Source organism: Pseudomonas sp. NFIX10, from assembly GCF_900111955.1.
Classification (GTDB): Bacteria; Pseudomonadota; Gammaproteobacteria; order Pseudomonadales; family Pseudomonadaceae; genus Aquipseudomonas; species Aquipseudomonas fluorescens_AA.
On the sequence record NZ_FOKH01000004.1, the window covers coordinates 140,856 to 153,727 of the forward strand.

Here is a 12,872-nt window from a genome sequence, read left to right on the forward strand (position 1 = left end):
CTTCTTTTTTAGATCGCCTTCCTGAGCGATATTCTCACATAAAGAGAATTCTGCAAATTTTCTTTGGGCAATGTCTATGCTCCGATGCTGACGCGCGCGGCGGCCCATTCATGTGCCGATTCGGGCTACCGGCCCGGAACAGGCCACGGGGATGATCGGCACACTGAAACCGACATCCTGAGAGACCGTCATGAGCGAAGCCAAACTCGAAGCCCTCCATTTCGCGGATGCCCCGCGGATTACCACCGCCATTCCCGGCCCCCGAACCACCGAGGCGCTGGCGTTGTCGGCGCGTACCGAATCCATGGCACGCGGCGGCGGACGCATGCCCGTGGCCATGGACCGGGCGTTCGGCGCGACCTTCAAGGACGCCGATGGCAATACCTACATCGACTTGTCCGCGGGTGTAGGCGTCAGCAGCGTGGGTCGCTGCCACCCGAAAGTGGTGCAAGCCATTCGCGAACAATCCGAAGTGCTGATGCACGCCCTGGAGGTCAACAGCACCCGGCGCACCGAACTGGCCGCCAAGCTCTCCGAGATCGCGCCCGACGGCTTGCGCGGCGACTGCATTACATTCTTCACGCAAAGCGGCAGCGATGCGTTGGAAGCGGCCATCAAGTTCGCCAAGCGCGTCACCGGACGCCACCAGATCGTCGCCTTCCACGGCGGCTACCACGGCGTGTGGAACGCTTCCGGTGCCCTGACGACCGGCACGGCGTATCGCAAGGGCTATGGCGCCCAGATGGGTGGCGTCATTCATGCCCCCTACCCTTATGCCTACCGTTTCCCCTTCGATACCACGCACAAAAGCGCCGAGCAGATCGCCGGTGAGTACGTGGATTACCTGCTGAACACCCCCTACACCGCCGCCGATGACGTGGCGGCCGTGATCGTGGAACCGGTACAGGGCGAAGGCGGCTATGTGCCGCCCTCGCCAGAGTTCCTGCAACTGTTGCGCAAGGCTTGCGACCGCAGCGGTGCGCTGCTGATTGTCGACGAGGTGCAGTCCGGCGCGGGGCGTACCGGCAAGATGTGGGCGGTCGAGCACTCCGGCGTGAAGCCCGACATGCTCACCTTTGGCAAGGGCATCGGCAGCGACCTGCCAATGGCCGGCCTGATCATGCGCTCGGACCTGGCGGCAGCGATTCCTGACGGCTCGATGCCCAACACCTTCGCCGCCAACTCGTTATCCGCCGCAGTGGCGCTGACCAACATCAGCATCCTCCAGGACCCGGAGCTCGATCTGCTCAACCGTGCCCACACACTGGGGCTCGAAGCACAGGAGCGTATTCGCGGCTTCGGCAGCCCGCTGGTCGGTGAGGTCCGCGGTCGCGGCCTGATGATCGGGATCGAGCTGGTCTCGGACCCGACCACCAAGGCGCCACTGGCACCGGAAAAGATTGGCCAACTCATGGGTTACCTGCTGAGCCACGGCGTGCTGATGATTCCCTGCGGTCGCTACAGCAACGTGATGCGTGTCATGCCCTCGCTGACGATCTCACGGGCGCTGTTCTTCAAGGCCCTGGACATCTTCGGCGACGCCCTGGACGCCCTCGATGCGTGACATGTCCCGACTCCTGCACATCACTCATGGACTTCCAAATGACTGAGCACTTGAAACACTTCATCGCCGGCGCGTCCTTCGAAGCCTCCGACGGTCGCTGTATTAATCTCGTCAACCCCGTGACGGAGCAGGTCTACGGCAGCTGCGCCCGCGGCACCGTCGAGGACGTGGACCGTGCCGTGGAAGCCGCACGCCACCAGCTCGAACGTGGCGCCTGGAGCCAGCTTGACGGTGCCCAGCGCGCTCGACTGCTGTCGAAACTGGCCGACCTGGTGGAACGCGACACCGACGTGCTGGCCGATATGGACGCCGACGCCATCGGCCGCTCGCCAATCGAGCCGCGCCGGCTGGATGTGCCCAACGCGGTCGCCAACCTGCGCGCCGCCGCCGGCTGGGCCAACCAGCTCGAGGGGCGGACCATTCCCTCCGGTGGCTACTTTGGCACCAAGTCCCTCTCGTACACGGTACGCGAGCCAGTGGGCGTGGTCGGTGCCATCGTTCCCTGGAATTCACCGCTGATGATCACGGTCTGGAAACTCGCCGCCTTGCTGGCGGCAGGCTGCACCGTGGTCATCAAGCCGTCGGAAGAAACGCCACAGTCGGCGCTGCACCTGGCAACACTGGCCCAGGAAGCCGGCTTTCCCGATGGCGTGATCAACGTCGTCACCGGCTATGGCAACGAGGTGGGTCGCGCCCTGTGCGAACACCCCCATGTCGACAAGATCAGCTTCACCGGCAGCCCCGAAGCCGGACGCGAGATCCAGCGCACTGCTGGCGTGCTGTTCAAGCGCGTGGCCCTGGAGCTGGGCGGCAAGAGCCCGCAGATTGTCTTCGACGATGCCTCCTTTGACGACGCGCTGTTCGGCTGCTCCCTCGGCCTGTTCGCCAACCAGGGCCAGGTCTGCGCGGCCGGCTCGCGCATCCTGGTCCAACGCGGCCTCGCCGATCGCTTCGCAGCAGCGCTGGCCGATGCCGCGCGCGCCGTCAAGGTGGGCGACCCCCGCCAACCCGGTGTGCAGATGGGGCCGGTGGCCAAGAAAGCCCAATTGGATCGCGTCAACCGCTACATCCAACTGGGCATCGACCAAGGTGCGTCCCTGCTGGCCGGCGGAGTTTCGAACCCTGAACAGGGCTGGTTCGTCCGGCCGACCATCTTCGCCAACGCCCGCAATGACATGGCGATCGCTCGGGACGAAATCTTCGGCCCCGTCGGCACGGTGATCACGTTCGACAGCGAAGAAGAGGCCGTCGCACTGGCCAACGACTCCAACTACGGCCTTGCGGCCACGGTCTGGACGAGCGACCTGGCACGCGCGCATCGCGTCGCCGCGGCGGTGAAGGCCGGGGCCGTGGGCATCAATTGCTGGAGCCCACTGGACGCCAACCTGCCCTGGGGCGGCGTCAAGGCCAGCGGCATTGGCCGGGAAGGAGGATTCAGCGGCGCACTGGCCTACACCGAGGAGAAGGTGATCACCGTGCTGCTGCCTGGTTAAGCGTAAACCCGCACTGCCCCGTCCACCCTCCACGCCCCTGTGCCGTAGAGGGTGGCCGTTCAAACGTGCATTCCCCTGGCTCTGATGATCGACGGAGAGACCGTGATGAATCCGCTAAATCAAACAACAATTGATCGGTATCCGACGTCCCTGCGAATTTTGCATTGGGTGCGCGCCGTGCTCATCGCTGGCCTCCTCTGGGCGGGCTGGCACATGACTGGGCTGGCTGACGAAGTGGCGAGCAAATATGAGCTCTATTACCCGTGGCACAAATCCTTCGGGGTGCTGGCATTCCTGGTGGCCCTGGTCCAGATCGCCGTGCGGGTGAGAACGGCCAGGCTGCCGCAACCGCCAGAGACGCTGGCACGGTATGAGCGGGTGTCTTCAAGGCTCGCCCACCGTACCCTGTACGCGCTGCTGGTGATCGTGCCGTTGATGGGCTATTCGATGTCGAGCACCTACACGATGAGCGACGGCGTGTTCTTCTTTGGGGTGAACCTTCCGGAGCTCCTGGGCAAGAATGACGATTGGTTCGTGGTCTTCCAATGGCTGCACAAAGTGCTCGCCTACACCCTGCTCGGCCTGATCCTGGTACATGTCGCCGGCGCCCTGAAGCACCGGTTTTATGACCGCGACCCTCGAAACGATGTCCTGCGCCGCATGCTGTGACTCGATCAGGCGTTGGCGAAAAGTGCCAACGCCTTGCATGACCTGCTTCTGGCTCTACACATCGGTAGCGACTGACAGCCCGGGAACCGCCACCTTTGAAGTGCGTGATGGTTGCTGCCAGGCGCACTCCCCGTACTTATGCCTCCCAACGACGAAACAACACACTGGCATTGACTCCACCGAACCCGAACCCATTGGAAAGCGCATGAGTAATCGGCATCTTCCTGGCCTTCAGGCCGACCAGATCAAGCCCAGCGGCGGCCTCGTCAGGATGAACCAGGTTCAGGGTCGGCGGCACGATCTGGTCACGCAGCGCCAATACCGTGAAGATGGCTTCAATGCCCCCGGCCGCGCCCAGCAGGTGGCCGGTAGCCGATTTAGTCGAGGTAATCGCCACCCCCGAGTCGGTGCCGAACACCGAGCGAATCGCCGCCAGCTCCCCGCTGTCGCCGACCTGGGTAGACGTCGCATGGGCATTGATATGCTGCACGTCGGCTGGGCTGACAGCGGCCTGGCGCAGCGCCTGTTCCATTGCGCGGCGGGCACCGTTGCCGTCTTCCGGGCCGGCCGTCAGATGGTAGGCATCGGCACTGGTGCCATAGCCGACCAGCTCCGCCAGGGGCTTGGCCCCACGGGCCAAGGCATGTTCCAGCGACTCGATCACCAACAACCCCGCGCCTTCGGCCATGACAAAGCCGTCGCGATCACGGTCGAAGGGGCGCGAAGCTTCCTGCGGGCGGTCGGCAAAACCGGTAGAGAGCGCCCTGGCCGCCGCGAAACAACCCAAGGTCACGCGATCGATCGCCGCCTCGGTACCGCCGCAAACGGCAATGTCCGCCTCCCCGCTCCTGATCAGCCGGGCCGCATCGCCAATGGCCTGCACGCCGGCCGCACAGGCGGTTACCGGTGCACCGAGCGGGCCTTTGAGGCCGTGCCGGATGGACACGTGACCGGCCGCCATGTTGGCGAGAAACGCCGGTGCGGAGAACGGCGACAGCCGACGCGGCCCCCGCGAGTCGGTGGTACGCACGGCATCGGCAATGGCGCCAAACCCACCCACGCCCGATGAAATGATCGTCGCGGTCCGTTCCTGGTCGACGGCTTCAGTCGGATGCCAGCCCGCCTGCTCCAGGGCCTCATGGGCGGCCACCAGCGCAAACTCGATGAAGCGATCCATTTTCTTGCGATCCTTGGGCGCGATAAAGCGTTCCGGGTCGTAACCGGCAACGGCATCCTCTTCCAGAGAGGGCACCTGGCCGCCGCCCCCGACGCCGGTACCCTCGGTGAACGCCTCGGGCAGGCTACGGATGCCGGAACGCCCGGCCAGCAGCCGCTGCCAGACTTGCTCCACGCCACAACCCAGCGGACCGACGATGCCGACGCCCGTGACTACGATGCGTGTTTGACCTGCTGCAGTACTCATGGAAACCTCTTCAATTCTGTAGGCGCTCACTGGAGCGCTATGCGATGAATCGCTTATGCCTGGGTTGCTGTTTCAGTTTGAACGGTATTGACCGGACGGATCTTGAACCAGATGGCATACATCGCCGGCAGGAACACCAGCGTTATGATGGTGCCGACGAAGGTGCCGCCAATCAGGGTGTAGGCCAGCGTTCCCCAGAAAACGGAATGGGTCAGCGGGATGAATGCCAGGATCGCCGCCAGCGCCGTCAGCAGCACCGGACGAGCCCGCTGCACCGTGGCCTCGATGACCGCGTGGAACGGGTCCAGCCCCTCCTTTGCGTTCTGATGGATTTGCCCGATCAGGATCAGCGTGTTGCGCATCAGGATGCCCGACAGCGCGATCAGTCCCACCAGGGCGTTGATGCCAAACGGCTGGTGGAAAATCAGCAACGTCGGCACCACGCCGATCAACCCCAGCGGCGCAGTGAAGAACACCATGATCATGGCCGAGATCGAGCGCACCTGGACGATGATGATCAGCAGCGTCAGGGCAATCATGATCGGCACCAGCGGCACGATGGCCTGGCCGGCTTTGCCGGACTCCTCGATGGCTCCTGCCTGCTCGATCCGGTAGCCGCCGGGCAGCGTGTCGATGATCGGCTGCAGTTGCTTGATGATCGCACTCGACACATCCGGCGGTTGCAGACCTTCGGCAATGTCGCCGCGCACGGTAATGGTCGGGGTCCGGTCACGACGGCGCAGGATCGGATCCTCCATGCGCACGTCCACTTCGCCAACCTGGGACAACGGTATACGCTGCCCCGCCGCGCCCACCAGGGTAAAGCCCTCGATCCGGGCCGGGTCGAGACGGATATCCCCGGCGGCGCGTCCCACCACCTGCACCGAACGAATGTCCTCGCGAACCGCCGTGATCGGCACCCCGGCCAGCAGGAATTGCAGTTGCTCGGCGACGGCACTGGACGTCAGTCCAACCGCCTGCAAGCGATCCTGGTCCAGATTGAAATGCAGCGTCGGCGTCAGTGGGCCCCAATCGGTGTTGACGGTCCTCATCATCGGGTTGGCTTGCATGACATCCTGGACGCGGCTTGCGATCTCCCGCAGTTTCGACGGGTCAGGTCCCATCACCCGGTAGGCCACAGGAAAGGGTGAGTACGGACCAAAGACAATTTGCGTCGCCCTGACCCGGGCCTCCGGGGCCAGCCCTTCGGCGACCGCTTCGCGCAGGCGGAACTTGAGGGTTTCCCGTGCTTCCTGGTCGTCTGTCAGCACCACGATCTTGGCGAACGACGGATCCGGCAGCTCCGGCGCGATCGCCAGGAAAAAGCGCGGTGCGCCCTGCCCGATATAAGCCGTGATGATTTTGGCTTCCTCCTGTTTTTGCAGCCACGCTTCAACCTTGGCAGTGGCGGCATTGGTCTGCTCGATGGAGGTGCCATAGGGCATTTGTACTTCGATCATGACCTCGGGACGGTCCGAGGTCGGGAAGAACTGCTTCTTGACCTGGCCCATGCCCAGGATGGCGACCACAAACAGTGTGATGACGGTCCCGGCCACCAGCCATTTGCGGGCGATCACCCGCGTCAGGATTCGCCGGAAGCGGTTGTAGCGTGGGGTGTCGTAGATAGCCGCCTGCCCGCCTTCGACCTTCTTGATGTCCGGCAACATCTTCACCCCCAGGTAGGGGGTGAATGCTACCGCGACCAGCCAGGAGGCGATCAGGGCAATGCCGACGATCCAGAACATGTTGCTGGTGTATTCACCAGCGGTGGACTGGGCGAAACCGTTGGGCATGAAGCCGATCGCCGTCACCAGGGTACCGGACAGCATCGGTGCGGCCGTGTGGCTCCAGGCGTACGCGGAGGCCTTGATCCGGTCGTAGCCCTCCTCCATCTTCACCACCATCATTTCGATCGCGATGATGGCGTCGTCCACCAGCAGCCCGAGGGCCAGAATCAACGAGCCCAGAGTGATCCGGTCAAAGTTCTTGCCGGTGGCCGCCATCACCACGAACACGATGGCCAGGGTCAAGGGTACTGCCGCCGCGACCACGATCCCGACGTGCCAGCCCATACTGATGAAGCAGACCACCATCACCACCAGCAAGGCAACGAAGAACTTGACCATGAATTCGTCGACCGCCGAGCTGATGTTCACCGCCTGATCGGTCACCTTGGTCAGCGTCATGCCCAGCGGCATGCCTTCATTGATCTTGCTCGTCTCGGCATCGAGCGCCTTGCCCAGGTCGAGGCCGTTCCAACCCTCGCGCATGATCACGCCCAGCAACAACGCCTCTTCACCGTTGTTGCGCACCAGGAAGGTGGCCGGGTCTTCATAGCCACGTTCAACCGTCGCCACGTCCGAGAGTTTCAACGTGCGCCCCTGGATGGCCAGCGGCGTGTCACGGATTTTCTCCAACTTATCGAAAGCACCCTCCACCCGCAGGAAAACCTGTGGCCCGTTGGTTTCGATGGAGCCGGCGGGCGTCAGTACGTTCTGGCTGTTCAGTGCGGCGAAGAGGTCCTGGGGAGAAACACCCAAGGTCGCCAGCCGGTCATGGGAGAAGGAAATGAAAATGCGCTCGGCCTGTTCGCCGATGATATTGACCTTCTTCACCCCCGCCACATGCAGCAGGCGCTGGCGTAGAACCTCGGCTTCACGCACCAGCAGGCGCTGCGGCTCGCCCTTGGCCTTGAGGGCGAAAAGCGCGAACGTCACGTCCGAGTACTCGTCGTTGACCAAGGGTCCGATCACACCCGCCGGCAACTTGGTGGCTTCGTCGTCGAGCTTCTTGCGCGCCTGGTAGAACTCTTCCTGCACCTGTGAAGGCGGCGTGCGGTCCAGCAGCGAAACCATGGTGAAAGCCAGGCCGGGACGAGTGTAGGTTTCCGAGCGGTCGTACCATTTCAATTCTTGCAGGCGTTTTTCCAGGGGCTCGGCGACCTGGTCCTGCATCTCCTGCGCCGTCGCCCCCGGCCATGCAGTGATGACGGTCAGTTGCTTGACCGTGAACGGCGGATCCTCCGCGCGGCCAAGCTTGAAGAACGCCAGGGTCCCGGCGACGGCGATCAGGAAAATCAGAAAAACCGTGATGGCGCGCTCGCGCACGGCGAGCGCCGACAGATTGAAGCTCATTGGCGGCTCTCCGCGACGTTCACATCGCCCTGTACAAGCGGCCGGACGGGCTCGCCTTCACGCAGCAGATGTGCACCCAGACCGACAATGCGCTCACCGACGTTGAGACGGCCTGCAACGCGCGCCGCGTCGTCGCTCAAGCCCAAGACCTGGACGGGACGCCAGGTCACTTTTGCCGGCTCGCCGTCGATGACCCACACGCCAGTGCCATTGCCAGGGTCGTACAGCGCCGCAATCGGCACTTGCAGCACCTGCTCCTGGGCCATGCCCTCGGCGATACGCAGTGTGACGGTCGAGCCCAGCGGTGCATTAGCCAGGGCGCCCTCCAGGACATAGCGTGCTTCAAAGGTACGGGTCACCCGGTCAGCCGAATCGGAAAGCAGCCTGAGCCTGGCGGCAACCGCCCCGCTGGTGTTGCCATACAGCGTCGCCTGGGCGCTGGACCCGACGGCCGGCCGCAGGGTCTCGGGCAGCTGCACGACGGCTTCGCGCTGCCCGGCTCGGGCCAGTCGGACCACCGGTTGACCCGGGCTGACGACCTGCCCCGGCTCGGCGAGCGTTTCCATCACCACACCATCGGCGTCCGCGAGGAGCACCGCATAGCCGGACGCGTTGCGGGCCACGTTGGCTTGCGCCTCGGCGGCGCTGAGCTGCGCCTTCGCGGTATCGGCGGCGGCTTTGATCTGGTCATAACCCGACGCCGAAATCGCCCCGGCGGCCACCAGCTCGCGATATCGAGCTTCATCGTCAGCGGTCTGCTTGGCCCGGGCGCGTGCGGCCGTGACAGCCTCTTGCTGGGCTCGCGCCTGCAAGCCCAGGTCGATGGGGTCCAGGCGCATCAACGGCTGGCCCTTCTTGACGGCTTGACCGGCATCCACCAACCGCTCCAGGACCTTGCCTGATACACGGAAGCCCAGGTCGCTCTGGACGCGGGCCGCCACCACGCCGGTGAAAGAGCGAGCACCGGCGGAGAAACCCTGCACTTGCGCAACCCTCACCAGAGGAGCAAGCGTGCGCGGATCGGTGGCAGTGGATGAGTCGTCACACGCCGTGAGGACGAGAGGCAACAAGCAAGCCGCAAAGGTGACAGGTCGGAGCCGGAGCATAGGTTCCCTTTACTGAACAGAGGACTGGGAGCTCATTCTTGCGCTCGTGACCAATACTGTCAATGGTCACATATCACCCAGCAGTTTATAAAAGCTACTTTTTACAGATACCCGTAAATACTGTGCTTTCAATTCTAAAGGCCAGTTCCATCCCTAATTGACAGGTCGTGACCATCATATAATATGGTCACAAATATCGACCCCAAGGAAACGTCAATGCCCACCCTGCGCCCCCTTGCTTTTTTAGTAAGCGCCAGTTTGATGACCGGCTGCGCGGTCGGTCCGGACTATCAGCCTCCCGATGCCGCGCTTTCGGATCGTTTCCTGGGCCAGTCTTCTGTCGAACAAAGGACCGGCACAGCGCGGACCAGTCTCACCACCTGGTGGGAGGGTTTTGGCGACCCGGTGTTGACCGATTTCATCACCAAGGCGCTGGAGCAGAACCTCGACCTTGCCCAGGCCTCAGCGCGCGTTGCCCAGGCGCGGGCAGGTCTCGGCGCTGCCAACGCCGCCTTGCTGCCGTCGGGAAATATCAGCGGCCAGGCCGCACGGGCCTATCAATCCGTCGAGACGCCGCTGGGCCAGGTGCTCGATTCGACCCCCGGTTATGATCGATATGGAAATAGCTACTCGATGGACCTGGGCGCGAGCTGGGAGCTGGATGTCTTTGGTGGGCTGCGACGCGGACGCGAAGCTGCATGGGCCGAATACCAGGCCTCCGAGGCCGGGGCTGCGGCCACGAGGCTGGCCGTCGCCGCGCAGACCGCTGACACCTACATCACCCTGCGCGGCTTGCAAGCGCGACTGGACATTGCGAACCGCCAGGTCAAGACCCAGCAGGACCTGCTGGGAAAAGTCCAGCTGCTCTACAGCAAAGGACTCGCCGCCAGCTACCAGGTCCGCCAGACCGAAGGTGAACTTGCCCAGGTCCAGGCAACGGTACCGGTCCTGCAAACCGGGCTGGATGCTGCCATGAATGCGCTGGATGTCATGCTCGGCACGCCGCCAGGCACCCACCGCCCGCAACTGACCGAGACGGGTAGCATTCCCCTGCCCCCACAAATCAGCGGGATGGGTACGCCGGCAGATCTGCTGCGCCGCCGGCCGGACCTCATCGTCGCCGAGCGCCGTCTCGCCGCCTCCAATGCCCGCATCGGTGAAGCCGTCGCCGAGTACTATCCGAAATTTTCCCTCAGCGCATTGCTCGGCAGTGCCACGGCGGTCTCTGCCGGGCACCTTTTCTCCGGCGGTGCCAGCCAGGCGTCGGGGGCGCTGGGATTGCGCTGGAGGCTGTTCGATTTTGGCCGGATCAACGCCCAGATCGACCAGGCCAAGGGGCAGGAAGCCGAGGCGCTGGCTGCTTATCGCCAGTCCGCGTTGCGCGCCACCGAGGATGTCGAGAACGCGTTCTCCGCCTTGGTCAACCGAGAAGCCCAGGCCACGACGCTCACCTCAGGCGAAGCGTCATTGAGCGAGGCGCGTCGATCATCCTTTATCGCCTATCAGAAAGGCACGGCCAGCCTGATCGATGTGCTCAACGCCGACGAGACGCTGCTCCAGGCATCCGATGCCCGGGCACAAGCACGGACGGAATCGGCACGCGCGGCGGTCGCGGCATTCAGGGCGCTCGGGGGCGGCTGGCAAGCGCCGCAGCCACCCCAGCCCATCGCGAGCCGATGATCCGACATGAACACCAGGTCGTCATCGCGAGCAAGCTCGCTCCCACAGGGAATGAGCGCTAACCCTGTGGGAGCGAGCTTGCTCGCGATCGGGCAATCGCAACCATTTTCAATCTCTGTAACCGGAGTCCAGCCACATGAAAACCAACGAGAATTCCTGGGGGCTCATCACGGGCGCTTCAAGCGGCTTTGGCGAGGAGTTCGCCCGGCAATACGCAGCGCAGGGAAAATCCTCGTTCTGGTAGCCCGCAGGCTGGACAAACTGGAAGCGCTGACTCACGTGACCAATTTATAAAATAGTCACTTCACAGGCAAAAAGAGACCACTCAGTCAGGTACACCCCGAATGCAAGGGAAGTCGTTTTTGAATCGGGACGGCTACTCGTCGCAGCCGTCCCTCAGGGCATCAGGCTACGCAGGATGAGGTTGGCGGTGAGCGTCGGTGCCACCTCGACATGATCGAGGCTGTACTGCAGCAATAGAGGATTGACGAAAGGTCGAAGGGTCAGGTGTATCGCCTCAACGGTTTCATCCAGGGGCGTCTTGCGTTCGAACTCACCGCTTTCGCGCCCTTCCCGTACGACCTGCACCACGAATTGCTTGATCCGTGCGTCATACACCTGGGAGCTGGGCCAGCGCTCCGACGCGGAGAATGCGGCAATGTCATAAAGCTTGCGATCATTGAAGAACAGGTCGATCCCGGTGGTAATCAGGGTCTTGACCAGGCGGCGAAAGCGCTCGGTCGAAGAGAGCCCTTCCTCGCTGATGGCCTCCTCCACGGCCGCAACGATCTTCGCCAGACAGCTGGAACAAATGGCTTCGCCAATCGCCTGCTTGGAATCGAAAAACTTGTAGATGTAGGCCTTGGAAAAGCCGATGGCCTTGGCCAGGTCAGACACGGTGGTCTTGGCGTAGCCGTATTGGCTGAAATGCTCGTTGGCCGCCGCGACAATCTGGTCGCGAATGTCATGATCGGCGGGGCCGCGAGTGCTGGGCGAAGGTGCTGTTGGCTGATTCATGGGAGCAGCTTACGCATCCCGGCAAGGGATGACAACTTGTGACCATAAATGAATACAGTCACAAAACAACCGTCCGTCAGTTACCCGCGCCTTGCCCCTCTCGCCACAAGGGCTCCTGATTTATCCGTATCATTTGGCGAAAAGCTGGCTCATATCCTTGAATGCCTTGAATTCAAGGGCATTGCCACACGGATCGAACAGGAACATCGTGGCTTGCTCGCCAACCTGCCCTTTGAAGCGGACGTAGGGTTCAATCACAAACTCCGTACCGAAAGATCTCAATCGTTCAGCCAGTGCCTCCCACGCCTCCCAAGCCAAGACAACACCAAAGTGCGGGACCGGCACATCGTGCCCGTCCACCGGATTGCTCTGGGCACTTTCCTGGAAAGCGGTCTTGGGTTGCTCATGAATCACCAGTTGGTGACCGTAGAAATTGAAATCGACCCACTGGCTACTGGAACGGCCTTCTTCCAGGCCAAACACTTCACCATAGAAGGTACGGGCGGCGGCAAGATCGTAGACCGGAATCGCCAGATGGAACGGAGAAAGGCTCATCGAGAATCCTCTTACGTGTGAGGTTGGCCCATCGTAGCGCCGCGCTTGCGGCAAGAAAACCCTACAGACCGCGTCCAGGCGATGCTGGGAACGGACCGGTTTTTCGCGGCGGGACCTTGCACCGCAGGTCCGCCGTGCAGGTACGCCTTCAAATTAGCCGCTTGCGCCGAGCAAATGATCTATACCTTCAGAAGCACAGTCGGGCCAAGGCATCGGCACTGACGTGATGGA

Annotated in this window: 9 protein-coding genes and 1 pseudogene; 5 read left to right on the forward strand and 5 right to left on the reverse strand. The window is 62.9% G+C overall.

What is annotated here, in order from left to right:
* The first annotated feature begins 190 nt into the window (after positions 1-190).
* From BM321_RS05435 to BM321_RS05445, 3 genes are all read left to right on the forward strand, one after another.
* Positions 191-1,564, forward strand: coding sequence for an aspartate aminotransferase family protein (locus tag BM321_RS05435; RefSeq protein WP_092326439.1), 1,374 nt, complete (start codon positions 191-193; stop codon positions 1,562-1,564).
* 38 nt (positions 1,565-1,602) lie between these two features.
* The gene (locus tag BM321_RS05440) at positions 1,603-3,057 is read left to right on the forward strand and encodes an aldehyde dehydrogenase family protein (protein WP_092441801.1); all 1,455 of its coding nucleotides are present in this window, start codon (positions 1,603-1,605) and stop codon (positions 3,055-3,057) included.
* 105 nt (positions 3,058-3,162) lie between these two features.
* Positions 3,163-3,726 carry a cytochrome b gene (locus tag BM321_RS05445; RefSeq protein ID WP_092441802.1) on the forward strand — a complete coding sequence of 188 codons (564 nt, stop codon included), beginning with the start codon at positions 3,163-3,165 and terminating at the stop codon, positions 3,724-3,726.
* A 136-nt stretch (positions 3,727-3,862) separates the two neighbouring features.
* Here the strand turns inward: BM321_RS05445 and fabF are convergent, their stop codons facing one another.
* Genes fabF through BM321_RS05460 form a run of 3 tightly spaced genes read right to left on the reverse strand, consistent with a single transcriptional unit; the run spans position 3,863 to position 9,389 of the window.
* A complete protein-coding gene (gene fabF, locus BM321_RS05450; protein WP_092441803.1) occupies positions 3,863-5,149 on the reverse strand; it encodes a beta-ketoacyl-ACP synthase II in 1,287 nt (428 codons plus the stop codon).
* A gap of 53 nt (positions 5,150-5,202) precedes the next feature.
* A complete protein-coding gene (locus tag BM321_RS05455) occupies positions 5,203-8,283 on the reverse strand; it encodes an efflux RND transporter permease subunit (RefSeq protein ID WP_092441804.1) in 3,081 nt (1,026 codons plus the stop codon).
* The gene (locus BM321_RS05460) at positions 8,280-9,389 is read right to left on the reverse strand and encodes an efflux RND transporter periplasmic adaptor subunit (protein WP_092441805.1); all 1,110 of its coding nucleotides are present in this window, start codon (positions 9,387-9,389) and stop codon (positions 8,280-8,282) included. Before BM321_RS05460 ends, BM321_RS05455 begins: the two co-directional genes overlap by 4 nt.
* A 216-nt stretch (positions 9,390-9,605) precedes the next feature.
* Here BM321_RS05460 and BM321_RS05465 point away from each other — a divergent pair, with 216 nt between their 5' ends.
* Together BM321_RS05465 and BM321_RS05470 are read left to right on the forward strand one after the other, a co-directional pair.
* A complete protein-coding gene (locus BM321_RS05465) occupies positions 9,606-11,069 on the forward strand; it encodes an efflux transporter outer membrane subunit (protein ID WP_092441806.1) in 1,464 nt (487 codons plus the stop codon).
* Positions 11,070-11,205: 136 nt separating this feature from the next.
* Positions 11,206-11,345: pseudogene (locus BM321_RS05470) on the forward strand (SDR family NAD(P)-dependent oxidoreductase); the annotation flags it as partial.
* A gap of 120 nt (positions 11,346-11,465) precedes the next feature.
* Here BM321_RS05470 and BM321_RS05475 read toward each other — a convergent pair.
* Complete coding sequence (locus BM321_RS05475) at positions 11,466-12,086, reverse strand: TetR/AcrR family transcriptional regulator (protein ID WP_060742513.1); 621 nt, start codon at positions 12,084-12,086, stop codon at positions 11,466-11,468.
* Positions 12,087-12,215: 129 nt separating this feature from the next.
* Positions 12,216-12,641 (reverse strand): VOC family protein, encoded by a 426-nt coding sequence (locus BM321_RS05480; protein ID WP_092441807.1) that lies wholly within the window; start codon positions 12,639-12,641, stop codon positions 12,216-12,218.
* Positions 12,642-12,872: the final 231 nt, after the last annotated feature.